Annotated in this window: 17 protein-coding genes and 1 pseudogene; 11 read left to right on the top strand and 7 right to left on the bottom strand. The window is 46.9% G+C overall.

The window, feature by feature from the left end; translation table 11 throughout:
* Nucleotides 1–24 precede the first annotated feature (24 nt).
* Nucleotides 25–1,275 carry an ROK family protein gene (locus AC4EVX_RS07250; protein ID WP_177977049.1) on the top strand — a complete coding sequence of 417 codons (1,251 nt, stop codon included), beginning with the start codon at nt 25–27 and terminating at the stop codon, nt 1,273–1,275.
* 118 nt (nt 1,276–1,393) lie between these two features.
* Nucleotides 1,394–3,001, top strand: coding sequence for a D-alanyl-D-alanine carboxypeptidase family protein (locus AC4EVX_RS07245; protein ID WP_490159876.1), 1,608 nt, complete (start codon nt 1,394–1,396; stop codon nt 2,999–3,001).
* A 264-nt stretch (nt 3,002–3,265) separates the two neighbouring features.
* Here AC4EVX_RS07245 and trpA read toward each other — a convergent pair whose 3' ends face one another.
* Both trpA and trpB read right to left on the bottom strand, forming a co-directional pair.
* Nucleotides 3,266–4,042, bottom strand: a complete 777-nt coding sequence (gene trpA / locus AC4EVX_RS07240) for a tryptophan synthase subunit alpha (protein WP_490159875.1) — start codon at nt 4,040–4,042, stop codon at nt 3,266–3,268.
* Nucleotides 4,035–5,225: a tryptophan synthase subunit beta gene (trpB, locus tag AC4EVX_RS07235; RefSeq protein WP_490159874.1), complete on the bottom strand. Its 1,191-nt coding sequence runs from the start codon at nt 5,223–5,225 to the stop codon at nt 4,035–4,037. The genes trpA and trpB overlap by 8 nt, the downstream gene beginning before the upstream one ends.
* Nucleotides 5,226–6,058: 833 nt before the next feature.
* Here trpB and AC4EVX_RS07230 point away from each other — a divergent pair.
* The 7 genes and pseudogenes from AC4EVX_RS07230 to AC4EVX_RS07200 all read left to right on the top strand — a co-directional run bounded on the left by AC4EVX_RS07230 (nt 6,059) and on the right by AC4EVX_RS07200 (nt 10,934).
* Nucleotides 6,059–6,304 carry a hypothetical protein gene (locus AC4EVX_RS07230; protein WP_177977053.1) on the top strand — a complete coding sequence of 82 codons (246 nt, stop codon included), beginning with the start codon at nt 6,059–6,061 and terminating at the stop codon, nt 6,302–6,304.
* A gap of 211 nt (nt 6,305–6,515) precedes the next feature.
* A complete protein-coding gene (locus tag AC4EVX_RS07225) occupies nt 6,516–7,049 on the top strand; it encodes a transcriptional repressor (RefSeq protein WP_177977054.1) in 534 nt (177 codons plus the stop codon).
* Nucleotides 7,039–8,193 (top strand): metal ABC transporter substrate-binding protein, encoded by a 1,155-nt coding sequence (locus AC4EVX_RS07220; protein WP_490159873.1) that lies wholly within the window; start codon nt 7,039–7,041, stop codon nt 8,191–8,193. The genes AC4EVX_RS07225 and AC4EVX_RS07220 overlap by 11 nt, the downstream gene beginning before the upstream one ends.
* Nucleotides 8,194–8,303: 110 nt before the next feature.
* The gene (locus AC4EVX_RS07215; RefSeq protein WP_177977056.1) at nt 8,304–9,101 is read left to right on the top strand and encodes an ATP-binding cassette domain-containing protein; all 798 of its coding nucleotides are present in this window, start codon (nt 8,304–8,306) and stop codon (nt 9,099–9,101) included.
* A complete protein-coding gene (locus tag AC4EVX_RS07210) occupies nt 9,088–9,891 on the top strand; it encodes a metal ABC transporter permease (RefSeq protein ID WP_177977057.1) in 804 nt (267 codons plus the stop codon). The genes AC4EVX_RS07215 and AC4EVX_RS07210 overlap by 14 nt, the downstream gene beginning before the upstream one ends.
* Before the next feature lie 101 nt (nt 9,892–9,992).
* Nucleotides 9,993–10,526 (top strand): annotated as a pseudogene (locus AC4EVX_RS07205) (DNA-deoxyinosine glycosylase); the annotation flags it as partial.
* Entirely contained in the window at nt 10,524–10,934 is a 411-nt protein-coding gene (locus AC4EVX_RS07200) for a metal-sensing transcriptional repressor (protein WP_490159889.1), read from the top strand. The pseudogene AC4EVX_RS07205 and the gene AC4EVX_RS07200, both read left to right, overlap by 3 nt.
* Before the next feature lie 24 nt (nt 10,935–10,958).
* Here the strand turns inward: AC4EVX_RS07200 and AC4EVX_RS07195 are convergent, their stop codons facing one another.
* The 5 genes from AC4EVX_RS07195 to nikB all read right to left on the bottom strand — a co-directional run bounded on the left by AC4EVX_RS07195 (nt 10,959) and on the right by nikB (nt 16,569).
* A complete protein-coding gene (locus AC4EVX_RS07195) occupies nt 10,959–11,972 on the bottom strand; it encodes an oligopeptide/dipeptide ABC transporter ATP-binding protein (protein ID WP_177977059.1) in 1,014 nt (337 codons plus the stop codon).
* A gap of 65 nt (nt 11,973–12,037) precedes the next feature.
* Nucleotides 12,038–12,820, bottom strand: coding sequence for an ABC transporter ATP-binding protein (locus AC4EVX_RS07190; RefSeq protein WP_490159872.1), 783 nt, complete (start codon nt 12,818–12,820; stop codon nt 12,038–12,040).
* A gap of 41 nt (nt 12,821–12,861) precedes the next feature.
* A complete protein-coding gene (locus AC4EVX_RS07185) occupies nt 12,862–14,487 on the bottom strand; it encodes an ABC transporter substrate-binding protein (RefSeq protein ID WP_490159871.1) in 1,626 nt (541 codons plus the stop codon).
* Nucleotides 14,488–14,690: 203 nt separating this feature from the next.
* Complete coding sequence (gene nikC / locus AC4EVX_RS07180; RefSeq protein ID WP_490159870.1) at nt 14,691–15,560, bottom strand: nickel transporter permease; 870 nt, start codon at nt 15,558–15,560, stop codon at nt 14,691–14,693.
* Nucleotides 15,561–15,612: 52 nt separating this feature from the next.
* On the bottom strand, nt 15,613–16,569 hold the full coding sequence (gene nikB / locus AC4EVX_RS07175) for a nickel ABC transporter permease (protein WP_490159869.1): 957 nt from the start codon (nt 16,567–16,569) through the stop codon (nt 15,613–15,615).
* Nucleotides 16,570–17,012: 443 nt separating this feature from the next.
* On the opposite strand from nikB, the gene AC4EVX_RS07170 reads away from it, so the two are divergent.
* Both AC4EVX_RS07170 and AC4EVX_RS07165 read left to right on the top strand, forming a co-directional pair.
* Nucleotides 17,013–17,369 (top strand): hypothetical protein, encoded by a 357-nt coding sequence (locus tag AC4EVX_RS07170; protein ID WP_177977063.1) that lies wholly within the window; start codon nt 17,013–17,015, stop codon nt 17,367–17,369.
* A gap of 67 nt (nt 17,370–17,436) precedes the next feature.
* The gene (locus tag AC4EVX_RS07165) at nt 17,437–18,003 is read left to right on the top strand and encodes a hypothetical protein (RefSeq protein ID WP_490159868.1); all 567 of its coding nucleotides are present in this window, start codon (nt 17,437–17,439) and stop codon (nt 18,001–18,003) included.
* Nucleotides 18,004–18,461 lie beyond the last annotated feature (458 nt).

Here is an 18,461-nt window from a genome sequence, read left to right as displayed (position 1 = left end):
AAACTATTATTATTGAGGTTTTTTATGCAGGAAAAAATAAACGGAAAAAGCGGACAAAACCAGATCAATATGCAGGATTCCAATCGGGCGGAGGTGCTTCGCTTTCTCGCTCTCCACCCGGGATGTTCGCGTGCGGAACTCGGAGAGGCGACGGGACTGACTCAAGCCTCGATGACGAAAATTGTCCGCTCTCTGACAAAATCCGGACTTATCTACGAGACCGGATTTACAGCGGGAAAAAAAGGACGGCGTTCCGTCGGTCTGTCCCTGAATTACAACCGCTACAAAGTGCTTGCAATCCGCCTTTCCGCACACTGGCTGGAAATTCAACCGCACGATTTTCACGGACAGCCGTGTGGTCATCTTTTGTCCGTTCCGATTGAGGCGATAAGCGAGGAAAATATGCCCTCAATTATTGAGCAGATCGCAGACGGCGTGGCAACATTTCTGAAAGATTTTCCGGAACTCACGGCTACTGCAATCGCCGTTCCTGATCCCTGCCGTCGCGTAGATGGATCGATCCTGATTTCATCGATCTCATCTGGCACTGCCACTACTCTCTTTCCGCTCTGTAAAAAACTTGGAGAGCAGATTTCTCTCCCTATTTTCCTGATTCATGATGCCGATGCCGGTGCAATTGCCTGCTGGCACAACCTGCCCGACAAAAATACAGGCGAAGTCATGCTTCACATTTTTGCAGACGACAGCGTTGAAGTCGGACTGACCCGTGGCGGACTCTGTCTCCACGATTCACGCATGCTCTCGATGGCAGGTCATCTTCCGATCGATCCACATGGAAATGTGTGTCCCAAATGCGGGCGAACTGGATGCCTCGATTCTCTTGTAAGCCTGTCCGCCCTCGAATCAAGGGCAACCCAGGAACTGTCTGCATTTCCGGAAAGCCTGTTAAATCGCGTTTCCGCGATCTCCGCCCGTTCTGTCTTCGAGTCAGCGCGCCAGTGGGACCCGCTCGCGATGAAACTGATTCGAGACTGCGGGCACAGTCTCGGCCTCGGAATTGCATCTCTGCTCTCCATCTGTACCCCCGACCGCATTTTCATTAGCGGAGGAATAACACACGGCGGAATGCTTTTGCTTGAGGATGCCAGAAAAACAGCGAACGAGCATCTTGCCTCCTACCAGGCACTTCCGCCAATCGGGCTTGTCTCATCGGATGAGAAGCGAATTCTGACAGGCACAGCTTATTTTGCAATTCAGCAACTTTTAAACGCCCCGTCCCGCTACCTTCTCCCACCGGAGTCTCAAACAGACTGATTGATTTTACCATATTATGTCCTGTCTCCTCTCTGTCACTGGAAGGATTTTTTAATGGGAAGAGTTTTATTTTTATCAAAAGATTTTTTAAAGGACTTAGAAAGGACTTATTTTATTTATGAAACGAATCGCTTCGTTTTTTCTCGCCCTTGTCCTGCTGACAGGGCTGATCTTCTCGCCCCCGGCCTTTGCAAGTACCGTTCCATGGCCGGACAATGTGGAAATTTCCGCTGAGGGCGGCATCCTCATGGATGCTGGTTCCGGCGCTGTCCTCTATGGCAAAAATATTCATCAGGCTTACTACCCTGCAAGTATCACAAAGATTTTGACTGCTCTGATCGTAATCGAAAACTGTGATCTCGATGAGACCGTGACATTCTCCCACAATGCAGTCTACAACGTGGAATCCGGAAGCAGTTCTGCTGGAATCGACGAGGGTGACCAGCTGAGTGTGCGCGACTGTCTCTATGCGATGCTTTTAAAATCAGCAAACGAGTCGGCAAATGCCCTCGCAGAACACACTGCCGGTTCGATTGAAGCCTTTGCAGAAATGATGAACCAGAAAGCCCAGTCGCTCGGCTGTACAGATTCCCATTTCAACAATCCGAGCGGACTTAACGATCCAGATCACTACACCTCTGCTCACGATATGGCGCTGATCGCCTGTTCTGCGTTTGAAAATGACACCTTCGTAGAGATCGACTCAAGCCGTTACTATGATCTCCCACCGACCAAGCGAAATCCGGAAGGAAGCCGTGTCTACCCGGGACACAAGATGTTGAAAAAAAATCTTCCTGAGTACTATCCCGGAATCCTTGGCGGAAAGACCGGATACACCTCTCTAGCGGGCAACACCCTCGTTACCTGTGCGGAAAGAAATGGCATGCGTCTCGTCGCCGTCGTCCTGAACGGTCATCAGACACATTACAGTGACACAAAGACCCTGCTCGATTTTGGATTTGCAAATTTTTATTCAGTAAACGTCTCCTCGGAAGATACGACATACTCGTCTCTCGCAAACGATATGACGATTGCGGGACTCCCGGCAGCAGATCTCTCAATCCTTCACCTTCAGGATGACAGCAGAATTACCCTGCCGAACAATGCGACGTTTGCGGACACAACCTCCTCGATCTCTTACGAGCTTCCTGCTTCTGCACCAGATCGAGTAGTTGCACAGATCACTTACGGTTACGGAGGACATGATGCCGGTTACACATGGCTTTTGAGAGCATCAAAAACTTCGGACTCAGAAAGTGCAGAAAATGATTCCAAGCAAGTTTCTATTCTGGAAGATCATGCAGGATCCGCAGAAAATTCCGCTGGCGAAACTTCCACTTCTATCAGCGAAACTGGTGAATCTGCCCTGTCTTCCACCTCCGTGGAAACCTTGGAAAATAGGGAAAACAATGCAAATTCACAGGTTTCACCACTTGAGATTCACATTCCGCTTGGATTCTGGATTGCTCTTGGGATCATCGGAATTATCGCCGTTGTCCTTGCGATCATAATGTTTGTGAAATTTCACATCGAAAAACGTGAGGAAAATGAGCGCGCCGAGCGTTATCAGCGCCGTCAACAACGGATACAGGATCTTGGAATGTCCCCCACAGAGTTTGATCTGATTATGGAGGAAAAACGTTCCGGATCTGCACTTCGCTCAAGCGGAGGCAGACGGCGCTCCAGACGGAGAAAATCGCCAGTTTATTTTTTTAGAAAGAAATAAAAAAATTTTATCCCAAATAACATAACAGATCTTACACAGAAAATAAAATTAAAAAAACACTTAGATACGATACTTAAATTCAATACTTAAATACTTGGATGGCTCCTCCAGAGAGCGGGGTTGCAGAATCTTTCTCTCTTCCGGAGCCTGTATTTTATTCAAATCCATATTTCTGAGAAGTTTACACGATTTCACTTATAAGCACACAATCCGGATTAACTCAACTGACATCATTTAATCAAAATCACTGCAAAGCCATATAACTTATAAACTCCTCAACGCATCCTTCATCGACTTCACATACTCCGCCACATGAGGAACCGCATCTCGTCCGTATTTTTCCATCAGTCGCACAATTGCACTTCCGACAATCGCTCCATCGGAAACCTTTGCCATCTTCGCTGCCTGTTCCGGGGTTGAGATTCCAAATCCAACCGCACACGGCACATCGGTGACAGCACGAATCTGTTCCGTCAATGCACCGATGTCCGTCGTGATTTCACTTCTGACTCCGGTTACACCGAGAGAAGAAACCACATAAATAAATCCTTTTGCTTCTTTTGCGATCATCGCAATTCGATCAGCCGAAGTCGGCGCAATCAGCGACACAAGTTCCAGACCATGTGCTTCGAAAATTGGTGCAAATTCTTCTTTTTCTTCATACGGAACATCCGGAAGAATCACTCCATCCATTCCAACCTGTGCACACATCTCGGCAAATCGCTCTGTTCCATAAGAAAAAACTACATTTGCATAAGTCATGAAAACCATCGGAATCTTCACGTCGTTTCGGAGTTTTTTTACCATCTCAAAAATCTTGTCTGTCGTCGTTCCCGCTGAGAGTGCGCGCACATTTGCACTCTGGATTACCGGTCCCTCTGCGGTCGGATCAGAAAATGGAATTCCAAGCTCAATCAGATCCGCTCCTCCCTCCGCCATTGCGCGGACTGCCTTTGCCGTTGTCTCAAGATCCGGATCTCCGCAGGTGATAAATGCAACAAATGCCTTTCCATGATCAAATGCTTTTCTAAGATTACTCATTGATATCCTCCCCTCTGTAATGCGCGATTGCTGCGCAGTCTTTGTCGCCTCGTCCTGAAATATTGATTACCATGATCTGATCTTTGCCCATTGTCGGTGCGAGTTTCATCGCATACGCAACCGCATGTGCCGACTCAATCGCCGGAATAATTCCCTCTGTGCGTGCGAGATACTCAAATGCATTAACTGCCTCATCGTCAGTGACCGGAACGTACTCGGCACGTCCCTGATCATGAAGCATCGCGTGTTCCGGTCCGATTCCTGGATAATCAAGTCCTGCCGAGATTGAGTAAACCGGAGCAATCTGTCCGTATTTATCCTGACAGAAATACGACTTCATGCCATGGAAAATTCCAGGTTTTCCGGTTGCAATCGTCGCTGCGGTCTCCGCGGTATTGACTCCACGTCCTGCTGCCTCACATCCGATCAGGCGAACTTCCTTATCGTTGATAAAATTGTAAAATGCGCCGATTGCATTGGAGCCACCGCCAACACAGGCGAGAACCGCGTCCGGAAGACGTCCCTCTTTTTCCAAAATCTGCTCCTTGATCTCCTTTGAAATCACGGACTGGAAATCCCGCACAATCGTCGGGAACGGGTGCGGTCCCATCACTGAGCCGAGGCAGTAATGTGTGTCATCGATGCGGTTTGTCCACTCACGGAAGCACGCTGAGCACGCATCCTTGAGCGTTCCTGTTCCCGTTGTTACCGGAATCACCGTCGCCCCGAGAAGACGCATACGGTAAACGTTAAGAGCCTGACGCTTCGTGTCTTCCTCTCCCATGTAAACCACACACTCCATTCCCATCAGAGCCGCTGCCGTAGCCGTTGCCACACCATGCTGACCAGCTCCGGTCTCCGCGATCAGACGGGTTTTTCCCATCTTCTTCGCAAGAAGTGCCTGACCGAGCACGTTGTTGATCTTATGTGCACCCGTGTGATTCAAATCCTCACGCTTCAAGTAGATTTTTGCACCTCCAAGGTCTTTCGTCATCTTCTCTGCGTAATAAAGTCGGCTCGGACGACCGGCATACTCGTTAAACAGTTCAGTCAGCTCCGCCTGAAACTGCGGATCATTTTTATAATGGTTGTAAGCTTCCTCAAGCTGAATCACTGCTTTCATCAGCGTTTCCGGGATATACTGTCCTCCATGAATTGCAAAACGTCCATTTTTATTCGTCATTCCTGATTCTCCTTTTTCAAAATCTTTTCCAAAAAATCGTGTGTTCTGACTTCTGCCTCTGTTACCCTTGCTACTTTTTCAGTTAAGTTACAATATCTGATCCTGCCAATAAAGACATTCTTCGCGGAGCATTTTTGTATGATAGGACCATGAAACAAAAAACCGCCCCTGACAAATCTCATCCAATAAGATTTATCAAGGGCGGATATTCATTCCGCGGTGCCACCTTAATTCACAGGATTGATACGAAGATACAAAAAACCTGTGCGCTCTGCATAGTACTATCATACTACCGGCTGATAACGCCAGCCTTAACGTCGCAGAATACTCAGCCATTTTACCGGCTTTTGACTGCGCCCTCAGCGGTCCATTTGACAATCTGGGTTCTGCCTGCTTTCCACCATCGCAGGCTCTCTGGGAGTCCATAACTGCCGTTATCTCCGCTTCCACGGTTTTTCATATGGAATTCAAACAGCTCTGAAACAGATGCTGTAAATAAATTATCGTTACTATATCACCAGAATTCCGGTACTGTCAAGAATTTTCTTAAATTATTTTTATTTTTCAGCAAGAATCTCTTATTTTATAATATTTAACAGTTAATTTTATTCCTGTCCATAATAACTTTTTAAAGTGAAAATTTTGTATGATACGATACCGTTGTGACAGCAGATTTTGTGAAAAGATCTCCGTTGAACTCTGAACGATTTTAGAGTATGATAGAATATGATTATAGTGTTCATATTACGATGTTCACGGAATGGAATTCCAGATTTCTCCCACTGTTTAAAACGACAGGAACACTAAAAAATAACAGGAAAGGATGAATAAGCATGAATAAAATGAATCGTAGCTATCGCTTATTAAAGAAAATCAATCAGGAGCAGGCAGATGCAATCATAAAAGAAATCAGCGAGCTTCCGATGGTAAAGGGAACCGGCTTCAACGAGGATCTCACTCTTCTGAATATGGTAGTTGAGGAAGATTGCTATCCGGAGATTATGTCCCGCGTAGTCAACATCTTCCGCAGACTTGCCGGTGGCTGTGATCTGTCCTTCGATCACTTTAACTTTGACTAAATAAAATCTGATCGACTTTTTATTTCGCCCCTCGGCGGGAGGTTTTTCATCGTGATGCCTTCCTGCCGGGGGCACTTTTATGCGACGACAGCATTTTCAGTTTAGGAAATTTGGTTTTATTTTCCAGTGGATTCGCCTTGACAATTTTTCACTCCCTGCTATAATATGAAAACAGAAATCATTTTCAATTTGAAACGGGGAGTGTTTTTTTATGGCAGAAAGAGGAAGATACCGCACCAGACAGCAGGAGCTGATTCTGGACTGTCTGCGGGAACAGAAAGATGTATTTCTGACCGTTGATCAGTTGATGGTCTATCTCGGTCAGAAGGAGATCCAGGTGGGACAGACCACCGTTTACCGGACTTTGGACCGACTGACCGGCGACGGTGTCGTGATCCGGATTCCATCGGTAAATGGCTCAAAAGCTCAGTACCGCTACCTCGGAGAAGATGAGACGAGTGAACCGGGAAAAATGATCTGTCTCAGGTGCGGACGGATCGTTCCTCTCGAATGTTCCCATTTAAAAGAATTTTCCAGACATATTCGGCAGGAACACGGCTTTCTCTTAGAGCCGGAACACCTGATTCTCTATGGGTATTGCAGTCAATGTGGCGGAGGACTTGCAACCGGACACATGACAGATTCTCATACTTCGATCAGTCCGGCAGGAATGCAGGTTCACTCCTGCCACCATTCTTGTTCCTGTAACAGCAGTGAGGGAGATCATCATAACAATGAAAAATAAATTACACAGACTGACAACGGCAATCACCATTGCACTGACCGCTGTCCTGTCCCTATCCGGGTGTAGCAGACTTGCCCAAAGCGATCCTCTCCCTTCTTCTTTTGAAAATCTTGAGGATGGAAAATTGAAAGTGGCAGTGAGTTTCTATCCCATGTACGACTTTGCCTCAAAAATCGGTGCCGATCAGATCGATCTGATTAATCTCGTCCCATCCGGTACCGAACCGCATGATTGGGAGCCATCCGCCTCCGATCTGACAAATCTTGAAAAAGCTGATGTTTTTGTATACAGCGGTGCAGGTATGGAGCACTGGGTCGACCGCGTGCTCAACAGCCTGACGAATGAAAATTTGATGGTTGTTGAGGCTTCTAATGGCATTGCGCTCCGGACAAATAGTTCCGATGAGGACGAGGAACACGATGAGCATGATAATCATGATAATCATGATGAACACGATGAGCATATCGAAAGTGAGGAGCACGAATTTTCCGATCATGAAGATCACGACCACAGTGAAGGTGAAGATCATGCAGATCATGATCACGATCATGACAGCGAATCGACCGGACTGTTTCATTTTCACGCTTCTGATTCAGGACATTCCCACTCGCACGATGGTGGACTTGATCCCCATGTCTGGCTGAATCCGGAATATGCCAAAAAAGAAATGGAAAACATCAAAAATGCATTCGTCTCCGCTGATCCGAAAAACAAAGACTTTTATGAAGCAAATTATGAGAAATATGCCGTAGAATTCGACAAACTCGATGAAGATTTTCACAACACAATCGCGGCACTTCCGAACCGGGAAATCGTTGTCGCACATGAAGCCTACGGTTATCTCTGTGATGCCTACGGACTGACTCAGGTCGGAATTGAAGGTCTGACCCCGGATTCTGAGCCAACTCCCAGACGCATGGCACGGATCATCGATTTTGTGCGGGAACATCATGTCAAAGTAATCTTTTTTGAGGCTCTGACAAGCTCCAAATCCGCAGACACCGTTGCAGCCGAAACAGGAATTATAACCTCCGTTCTCAATCCTTTAGAGGGACTCAGCGCAGAAGAGATTGTGGCTGGAAATGATTATCTTTCTGTTATGAGAGACAACTTAAATGCGCTCTCTGAAGCTCTGAGCGAATAAAAAACAGACTCAAAATGAGCACAGGAGAAATACACAGCGTAAGCAGATAAATCAACTTAAAAATGAAATACAGAGTATAAATGAACAATAAGACAGAAAGGACTTTCATCATGGAAATGATCAACATTTCAGACATCAGCTTTTCCTACGGAAACAGTCAGATTCTGGACCATGCCTCTCTCCATGTATCAGAGGGACATTTTTCTGCACTGATCGGTTCAAACGGTGCCGGAAAAAGTACCCTGATGAAGCTGATGCTTGGTGAAATGCGTCTCGGAAAAGACAATGGAAGCATTCAGCTGATGGGGCAGGATATTCGCCAGTTCAAAGACTGGAAAAAAATCAGCTACGTCCCCCAGAACGGCATGGTTTCCTACCGGGATTTCCCGGCATCAGTTGAGGAGATCGTGATGGCAAATCTCTACTCCCAGATCGGACGTTTTCGTTTCCCGGGAAAGAAGGAAAAAGAGCAGGTTCATCAGGCTCTCTGTCAGGTCGGTATGGAAGACTACCAGAACCGCCTGATCGGACGCCTTTCCGGCGGACAGCAGCAGCGCGTTCTGCTTGCCCGCTCCCTCGTCAATCATCCTCAGCTTCTGCTTCTCGACGAGCCGACTTCCGGAATTGACGAACAGAATACCAACGAATTTTACCAGCTCTTACAGCGCCTGAATCAGAAGCGTGATATGACGATTCTCATGGTCACCCATGATCTTCAGTCTCTTCACGATCTTGCGGACGATGTGTGGCTGTTGGAGGACGGAAAGACCCGTCTTCTCCCGCACGAGGAAGTTCCGGGAAATTCTTCGGAAACGGACATTTCATCAAATATGAACACCACTTGCTCCGTATCAGACGGGCGATTTAATGAATCAGAAAAGGAGACCTCTGCACATGGAAATCTTTGAGTACGCATTCATGCAACGTGCATTTATCGTCGGAATTCTTCTCGCGATTGTGATTCCCTGCATTGGCATCGTCGTCGTGTTAAAACGTCTCTCAATGATCGGAGATGCGCTCTCCCATGCCTCTCTGGCAGGAGTTGCCGGTGGTCTTCTGATCGGCATGAATCCGGTCGCAGGCGCTGCGATCGCCTGTATTCTGGCTTCTCTCGGCATTGAGGCGATTCGCAGAAAGATTCCGCGTTATTCGGAGCTTTCGATCTCCATCATGATGTCTACCGGTGTCGGTCTTGCCGGTGTACTCTCGGGATTTGTCGGAAATGCCGCCAATTTCAACAGCTTTCTTTTCGGAAGCATTGTGGCTATCAGTGATCTTGAGCTTTACCTCGTCACCGGAGTCAGCCTTGCAGTTCTTCTGACGTTTCTGCTTCTCTACAAAGAACTGTTTTACATTGCTCTCGATGAGCGCAGTGCCCGCCTTGCCGGAATTCCGGTTTCCGCCGTGAATTTCATTTTTACGATTCTGACCGCAATCACCGTTGCCGTCGCTGCCCGAACCGTCGGTGCTCTGATCGTATCCTCAATGATGGTGATTCCGACTGCCTGTGCAATGCAACTCGGAAAAAATTACTGGCAGACGCTCCTCTACGCAATCGGTTTTGATGTGCTTTTCATGATCATCGGTCTGTTTTGCGCCTACTACCTTGGGTTGAAACCCGGCGGTACGATCGTCCTCGTCGGCGTCATTCTTTTGATTTTGATTTTAACTGCAAAAAAAATCATGAAAGTCGAATAAGAAAGATTATAAAATTTACATTTTCAGAAAGGAGGACCGTCTAACGACGGAACGCATTCCTCCCACGACCAAAAGGTCCGGGTATCCTGCGCCAAATTTAGATGAATACACACCAGAATCAAACACAACCTGCTATTCCGGATTATCCGGAACCTGGATTTACACGGGTCTCCCACACATTCGCTCCGGTCTATGATGAACACTCGGAAATCTTGATTCTCGGCAGTTTTCCGTCCATTAAATCAAGAGAGAATCAGTTCTACTACGGTCATCCACAGAATCGTTTCTGGAAACTGCTCGCCCGAATTTTTGGTGAGCCAGTCCCAGAAAGCATCGAGGAAAAAAAATCGCTTCTGCTCCGTCACGGCATTGCCCTCTGGGATGTTGTCTTCACCTGTGACATCAAAGGTTCCAGTGACAGCAGTATCCGAAATGTAATCCCATGCAATTTAAAACAAGTCCTCGACACTGCCCCGATTCACACGATTATCGCAAACGGCGACACGGCTTTCCGACTCTACAATCGCTACTGTGAGACACAGACTAAAATCTCTGCCATCCGATGCCCCTCCACAAGTCCGGCAAACGCCGTCTTCACTCTTGATCGCCTTGCTGATGAGTGGGGTAAATATCTGCATGAGCACAGTCACGACCATAAACTCGATGATTTCCTTAATCATGAATATGAACATGATCATAATCATACTTGCGATCATGAACAGAAGTCAGAAGATTTACTTACCCATGAACATAGTCACAGTCACAGCCACAGTCATACTCACATTCATAAAGAAACGAAAAATGAACTGAACCGAATCGCAAAAATCATCGGTCATATGAATGCGATCAAAACAATGGTAGAGTCTGGACGGGATTGCAGTGAAGTCCTGATTCAGCTTGCCGCAGTCGATGCCGCAATCAAGAGCCTGAGCCGTGTGATTTTAAAAGATCACATTTCCACCTGCATCATTGATGCCGTTCAGGACGGCGATCAGACTGCTCTTGAAGAACTGAATCGGGCGATTGACAAATTCATCAAATAATAAATAATACGACAGTTTATATTGTTATCTTTGCGTTTCGATTTTTAAACACGCAACGAAATGTCCGGGGCTGACCATGTTAAGCTCCGGGCGTTTTTTTCTGCACTCTTCATCTGCTTTTTCACATCTCGCACAAAACGCACAGCCCATACTTTCCAAGGTTCCATCCCTGCCATTTTTATTTTGATCTAAGCCTGATCTACCACCCTCCTCCGGAAGAAACGGAATCGGCTTGTCCGGCTCATCATGAATTGAAAATACCGAATCGAGAAGCAGTCTCGTATACGGGTGAAGTGCCTCGCGTTTTAAATGATTTCCATTCAGCCACTCCACAATTCTTCCCCGGTACATCACAGCAATCCGATCCCCAAAATTTTCCGCAAGTGCAAGATCATGACAGATGAAAAGAACACTGCACCCACTCTCCTCGACATGCTCCCGAATCAAATCCAGAATCTGTTTCTGAACAGAGACATCAAGCGCACTCGTCGCCTCATCGCAGATCAAAAGCTGGGGATGGAGAGCGATCGCTCTCGCCACACAGATTCGCTGAAGTTCTCCGCCGGAAAGCTGATGCGGTCGACGTTTCAGATAACTCTGATCCAGACCGACTCTCTGAATCGAATAGCGAACCACCTCGTCGGCCTCTCTCCTGCTCTTGTGCTCAAAGCAGATCCACGGTTCTCTCAGAAATTCCCCGATTGTCATTCGCGGACTAATGACATGGGCGGAATCCTGAAACACCATCTGCACCTGTCTCCGATACTGGCGAAGCTCCTCCCCGCGCAGATCTGGCACATTTTTTCCATTAAAAAGAATTTTTCCACTTGTCGGCATCTCAATCCCGGAAATCATCCGGACAAGTGTACTCTTTCCGCATCCGGACTCTCCGACAACCATCACGCGCTCCCCATGGCACATATTAAAAAAAAGATCCTCCACAGCTCGAATCTCTCTCTGATGTCCTAACTCAAATACCTTGCTTACATGCTCCACACTGAGCATCTCCGTATCTTCCTGTTTTTCCGTCTTCCTCACCTCCATTTCCTGTCTCTCTGCATCTCATTTCGTCCATTCGTCTTTTTATGTCCTTTTACACACTTTTACGCTTCCAGCTCCGGAACCGCCGAGAGCAGGTATCTCGTATATTCATCCTGGGGATGCTCAATCACCTGCTGTCTCGTCCCATACTCTCTCTGCTCCCCATTTTTCATCACCACAATGTGATCTGCCATCCGGGAAGCGACTCCGATGTTGTGCGTCACAATCAAGATCGTCATCCCAAACTGTTTTCTCATCTGAAGCATCTCCCGGACAACCTGAGCCTGCACCGTCACATCGAGCGCACTCGTCGGCTCATCTGCAAGGAGAAGTTCCGGCTCTAAACTCAGCGCCATTGCAAGCGCAACTCTCTGTCTCATTCCACCGGAAAGCTCAAACGGATATGACTGCATAATACGGTCGGGATTTGCAAGATGAAGGCGCTCAAGCATCTCAAGCGCACATCCACGATGCTCTCTCTTCGTCCCCGGAAGATGATATTTCATCATTTCCAGATATTGACTTCCGATTTTTCGTCTCGGATTCAGATATTCCCCCGAATTCTGAAATACCATCGCAATCTTTCTTCCTCGGATCAGGCGCGCCTCCTCCCAGTTTAATTTCACCAGATCTGACCCGTTATAAAGAATTTTTCCTCCACGGATCGCTCCACCCGCCGGAATTAAGCCCAGAATTGCCGATAGAAGCGTTGATTTGCCACTTCCCGACTCTCCCACCACCGCCATGATTTCTTCACTCTGAACGGCAAAATTTGCGTTTCTGACGACCCCCGCACGTTCCGGGTAATCAATTGTCAAATCCTGAATTTCTAAAATAGGTTTCATTGTCATTCTTCGATGTTATTCTTTTATTTTTTGTTATTTTGTTATTCTTCGACTGTAATATCTTTTGTGATAAAGTAATAATCCGCTACTGGCTGAACCGCCTGCTTCACTCTTGCGGAAGAAACCATGTTCAAGTAAGAGTTTGTCAGATAAAGATTCGCTGCCGTCTCATTGAGTTCCTGAGATGCCTCCGATGCAAGCCGATAGCGCGCCTCCTGATCAAATGTCTGATTCATCTGTGCAACAATCTCATCAATCTTATCGTCCTGAAACGAGGTCAGATTCTTTTTTCCGGACACTCCAAGTCCTGTATACATCGTCTCAAGCCAGAGTTGGGGATCTCCCGTCGGCGCGGAATTATCATTTCCCGTGTAAAAATCAAAATTCCCCTGTGACTGATATTCGGAAAGATTCTCCACAGACAAAATCTCCATATCGATTCCAACTGCTTTCAGATCCGACTGAACCGCCTGTGCAAGAATTGCAGAATCCGCTGATCCATGATCCGCTGCCTGAAGGTAATGAAGCGTCATCTGCGATCCATCGGTCATCTCCCTGATTCCGTCTCCATCCACATCGCGATAGCCCGCCTGTTCAAGAATCTGCTCTGCCTGATCTTTGTCATAAGAGAACGAGCAGATTGTCTCATTTCCAAATGGCGTTGCATCTGAGTATAGACCATGCGCCGGACTTCCTCCGATCAACTCTGCATATGCCTCCCGATTAACTGCATAGCTGATCGCCTTTCTGAGCTCCACATCATGCAGGGGACTACTCTGTGCATGGTTCATATAAGCCACATTCACACGCGGACTGATGATCGAGGAAACCTGATAGTCAGGATTATTTTCAAACAGCGTCGTGCTCGTCTGATCAATCGTATTTGTCAGATCAATCTCCCCGGACTGGAGCGCCATCGCTCTCGCATCGGAATCTGCAATCTGTGTCACTTCAATCCGATCAAGCCCCGGCTCCCCATCCCAGTAATTCTCATTTTTCACAAGCTCCACGCTCTGCTCCGACCGGAAATCTGCGATCTTATACGGTCCCGTACAAACCGGCGCCGTCTTAATCTGATCTTCGCTCTGCGTCGCATCAACAATGTCAAAAACAGGCTCGACAAGATTGCTCAACAGACCCGCATTCGGTTCACTTGTCCGAATCGTTAATTCCTGTCCATCTGTCTCCATCGACTCGACCTTCAAATACTCAGAGGCTCTGTCATTCATTGAGATTGCACGCTCAAGTGATGCCCGACAGACCTGCGCCGTCACAGGTGTTCCATTGCTGAACATCGCTCCCTCACGAATATGAAATCTCCATGTGAGTTCATCTACATTCTCCCATTCATCCGCAAGACACGGCTCTATTTTCAGCTCATCATTCAGGCGCACCAAAGTCTCCCCGACTCCGAGACGAGAGGTCACCCAAGCATTGTAATCATTTGCCGGATCAAGATCCGCACTGATCCAGAAAAATGCCACGCGCATCGTCTTTTCATTCTCAGACGCACTCTCAGAATCTCCCGCTCCCACATTTTCACTTCCACTCTGAGCACTATTCTTACTTCCATTCTGACTGCTATCGGCAGAAGTCTGACCACCACAGCCTGCAAGCGCCAGACTCATCAGCATTGCAGTAAAAACTATTACCTGTTTTCTTCTCATTCTAATTCGTTTCCTTCCTGTGTTTTTATTTCTGTAAATTTTACTATTTCTATTTTCTATGCTTTGCGCTTTGCTTTTCCATTTGGGGACTTAGACTTCCGCTAGGGCGCCACAGCGAAAAGGCAATGCAAACCCGGAGCGAGAGCGCGTTTGCATGGCTTATTCACTGATGGCGCCCCATAAAATCATTCCGTGAGCACAACTTACTCCCACTCCTTCGGGTCGAGAACATCTCTCAGACTGTCCCCGAGAAGATTAAACACCATCACCGTCAGAAAAATCGCAAGTCCCGCAAAAATCATGATCCACGGAGCTGTCTGCAGGTACGATTTTCCCTCATAGAGCATATATCCCCACTCCGGCGCCGGTGGCTGAGATGCCAATCCAAGAAACGACAGTCCCGCAAGTGAGAGCATCATTCCCCCCACGTCGAGAGCCGTCATGACAATCACCTGCGGAAGAATATTGGGCAGAACATACCGGAGCAAAATCCCCGGCGTTCTCACACCCCCGAACTGCGCCTGTATCACATAATTCTGATTTCGGATCACCGCCGTCATTCCTCTCGCCATCCGCGCATATTTCGTCCACCACACAAATGCCAGTGCCACAACTGTATGAAGCAACCCCGGTCCGATCATCCCGACAATCGCAATCGCAAAAATCGTATCCGGAAATGCAAGCAAAATATCCGTTATTCGCATCAACACCGTATCCAGAATTCCTCCAAAATATCCCGAAATAATCCCGACCGCAGTCCCGATCACGACGACAATCGCAAGCATCAGAAAAACGAGTTTAAACGAATTTCCTGCCCCACACAGCACGCGTGACAGAACATCCCGCCCGACATTATCTGTTCCAAACGGATGCGCCATACTGGGAGGCATCAGTTTCTGCGTAAAATTCGTCTCAAGCGGATCATACGGTGCAAAACGGTATCCCCAGAATGCCACTGAGACAATTCCAAGAGCAAGAAGCGCAAAACAGGCACAGCGAATGTTCTTTCTCTTTTTTCGATTTTCCATCTGACTGCTCATCCTCTCTTTCGCCTCTCTTCCTACTCTCTTCATTCCATCTTTGTCTTCATCCGATTTATCTTTATTGGACTTCATTTGACTTGACTTATCTTTTTATCCTTATCTGATTGATTTGATTCAGGCGGATTTTCGGATCACAAAACTGGTAGAACAGATCAACGAGCAGATTGACGACCACATAGATCACCGCCATCCAGATTACATACCCTTGAATCAACGGGTAATCACGAACTCGAATCGCCTCCACCACCATATTTCCAATTCCCTGCCACGAAAAAATAGTCTCGATAATCGCTGTTCCTCCGAGAAGTTGTCCAACCGACAAACCGATCAGCGTGACCACCGGAAAGATTGCATTTGGAAGCACATGACACAGCAGAATCACCGGTTCCGGAATTCCTCTCGCCCTCGCTCCGGTGACATACGGCTGACTGAGTTCTTCCAGAAATGCCGTTCGGATCTGCCTCGTGTAACTGCCGATCATCGAAATCGAGAGCGCAACTGCCGGAAGCACGATTCCACGAAGATCATTCGTGCTGACCACGCGAAACCATTTCAGGCGAACTGCAAACACATACATCAGCAACAATGCCATCCAGAAATTCGGCATCGAGATTCCAAAAAATGAAAAAAAGCGAATCAAAATATCCGCGACTCGATTCTTCTTCACCGCCGAGAGAATTCCAAGTGGAAATGAAACTGCAATCACAAGAATCATGGCGACTCCCGCAAGCTCCAACGTGTACGGAAGTTTCTTCATCATTTGAGTGAGTACCGGCTCACTGAATTTTGAAGAGACCCCTAAATCCCCGCGAAGCGCGTGAATCATCCATCTTCCATATTGAACTAGTATCGGATCATTCAGTCCCATCTCCTGCCTCGTCTGCTCGAGCAGCTCCGGTGACGGCATCATCCCCATCGACACATATTTCATCTCAGCAGGATCGCTCGGTGTCATCTGCGTAATCATAAATGTCAAAAACGTCACGCCAAACAATACCACGATCAGCTGAAACAGACGTTTTGCCGTATATTTCGCCATCCGCACGCATCCCCCTGTTTCTTTAATATTTATATATCTACTTAATCTGATTTCTGATTTCTTTGTTTTAGGTCTTAGACCTTACTGTTCTTCGTCTTACTTTTCTTTTCCTTACTCTTCTTCGCCCTATCTATCTTGATTTTTCTCTCATATTTCTTTCCTTTTCGGTGAATTTTATCATATTTATTTTTACTCAGACAAGCCTCCCGGGGGGATAGATTTTGAAAAAAAAACCAATTTTTCAAAACTAAAAAATTTTTTCGTTTTTTCGTTTCATTTTCAGCTTCATTTTAACTTTCTCTGATAAACTTCATGACATCGAAAGGAAATAAATCAATTACCGTTCACACATTACACAAACAGCAACTGAAATCTCCTTCCGATAAACAAACACCAAACAACCAGACAATGAATCTTCAAATTCAGAAAGGATGGTAATGACTATGAGAAAACATGTAAAAGGACTTTTATTATGCGCTTCGGTTTGTTCCCTTGCAGTTGGTGCTGGTATGATCAGCTATGCTTCCACCACCACCTCTTCGAGCACAGAAAGCAGTTCAGAAACTCACACTCCGCCGGAGGATGATGGAAGTGTGATGGCAAAGATTGTATCTATCGATGGTAACACGCTCACGATCTCCACGGCTGACAAGCCGGATCACAATGGCGGTCAGAAACCGGCTGACGGACAGACTCCACCGGAAAAACCGGCTGATGGCGAAACCCCGCCAGAGAAACCGGACGATGGCGACAACAGCAATCGCCCGGAGATGAAATTCCCTGACACTGACCGACTGTGATCTGACCGGCGATATTCCGGAAAACAGCCAGAACGACTGCAACTGGAACGTCATCCTCTACCAGAGCATGTCCGGTGATTCCGAAGTTGGAAATGCCACCTTCTCGATGACCGGCGGTAGCCTGACTGCAAAAAATGGCGGTATGCTCTACACGACAAATACCGAGAGCACCTTCTACCTGAAAAACGTTGCCATCACTCCGTCAGCAAAAAACGACTTCTTCTTAAAGTGCACCGGAAACTCCAATGCGCGCGGATGGGGACAAAGCGGAGCAAACGGTGCTGACTGCAAGTTCACCGCAGACACACAGGAAATGACCGGCGACGTGATCTGGGACAGCATCAGCACGCTTGATTTCCAGATGACAAACGGCAGCACACTCACCGGTGCCTTTATTCAGGATAACTCGAATGCCGGATCGACCGGATCAGATGGCTCTGGCAAGGCAAACCTGACGATTGATGCAACCTCCACATGGACCGTAACTGCCGACTCCACCCTGACCACGCTGACCTGCAAGGGCACAATTCAGGGTGCAGATGGAAAAAGCGTTTCCATTGTCGGAATAGACGGAACCGTATACGAGAAAGGAGACAGTGCCTATACGATTACGGTAACTTCTTACAGCAAATAAAAAAATATAAACATTTATCCACATAAATCTCAATCCTTAAAACTCTCTATCATCACAATGATGATGAGCGGGATGCAGATCTCTCACTTCTGCATCCCGCCTTTTTTATTTCTTTCTATATTTTTTTATAACCAATTTCATTCTGTTTTCTTCTCTGCTTCTCTCTTTCTCCTAACTCCCATACAAAAAACCAAATAAAGTCATAAAAAAAATTAATAAGTATTTTTAATAAAAGACTTGCGTTTTATTTGTTTTTTGTATATTCTATATAGGAACGAAGCAACCAACGCAGAATCCCATGTTTGACGAACACAGTCAACATGGTCATTCATACACAGACACACCGGACTCCGTTTTTCGGAGTAACCGGAAATACATGCACACAGAGAGGATAAGAAGATGAAACCTGTTAAAGAAGGAAAGGTACGCGAAATCTATGACAATGGCGACAGCCTGAT

The organism is Brotaphodocola sp., from assembly GCF_983179755.1.
This window is presented reverse-complemented; position numbering and strand designations above follow the sequence as displayed.

Coding starts and splice junctions, on each gene's coding strand:
- AC4EVX_RS07190 (WP_490159872.1), bottom strand. CDS start 12,820: ATGAAACCTATTTTAGAAATTCAGGATTTGACAATTGATTACCCGGAA.
- AC4EVX_RS07210 (WP_177977057.1), top strand. CDS start 9,088: ATGGAAATCTTTGAGTACGCATTCATGCAACGTGCATTTATCGTCGGA.
- nikB (WP_490159869.1), bottom strand. CDS start 16,569: ATGGCGAAATATACGGCAAAACGTCTGTTTCAGCTGATCGTGGTATTG.
- AC4EVX_RS07215 (WP_177977056.1), top strand. CDS start 8,304: ATGGAAATGATCAACATTTCAGACATCAGCTTTTCCTACGGAAACAGT.
- AC4EVX_RS07170 (WP_177977063.1), top strand. CDS start 17,013: ATGAGAAAACATGTAAAAGGACTTTTATTATGCGCTTCGGTTTGTTCC.
- AC4EVX_RS07185 (WP_490159871.1), bottom strand. CDS start 14,487: ATGAGAAGAAAACAGGTAATAGTTTTTACTGCAATGCTGATGAGTCTG.
- AC4EVX_RS07165 (WP_490159868.1), top strand. CDS start 17,437: ATGTCCGGTGATTCCGAAGTTGGAAATGCCACCTTCTCGATGACCGGC.
- AC4EVX_RS07225 (WP_177977054.1), top strand. CDS start 6,516: ATGGCAGAAAGAGGAAGATACCGCACCAGACAGCAGGAGCTGATTCTG.
- AC4EVX_RS07230 (WP_177977053.1), top strand. CDS start 6,059: ATGAATAAAATGAATCGTAGCTATCGCTTATTAAAGAAAATCAATCAG.
- AC4EVX_RS07245 (WP_490159876.1), top strand. CDS start 1,394: ATGAAACGAATCGCTTCGTTTTTTCTCGCCCTTGTCCTGCTGACAGGG.
- AC4EVX_RS07250 (WP_177977049.1), top strand. CDS start 25: ATGCAGGAAAAAATAAACGGAAAAAGCGGACAAAACCAGATCAATATG.
- trpA (WP_490159875.1), bottom strand. CDS start 4,042: ATGAGTAATCTTAGAAAAGCATTTGATCATGGAAAGGCATTTGTTGCA.
- nikC (WP_490159870.1), bottom strand. CDS start 15,560: ATGAAGAGAGTAGGAAGAGAGGCGAAAGAGAGGATGAGCAGTCAGATG.
- trpB (WP_490159874.1), bottom strand. CDS start 5,225: ATGACGAATAAAAATGGACGTTTTGCAATTCATGGAGGACAGTATATC.
- AC4EVX_RS07220 (WP_490159873.1), top strand. CDS start 7,039: ATGAAAAATAAATTACACAGACTGACAACGGCAATCACCATTGCACTG.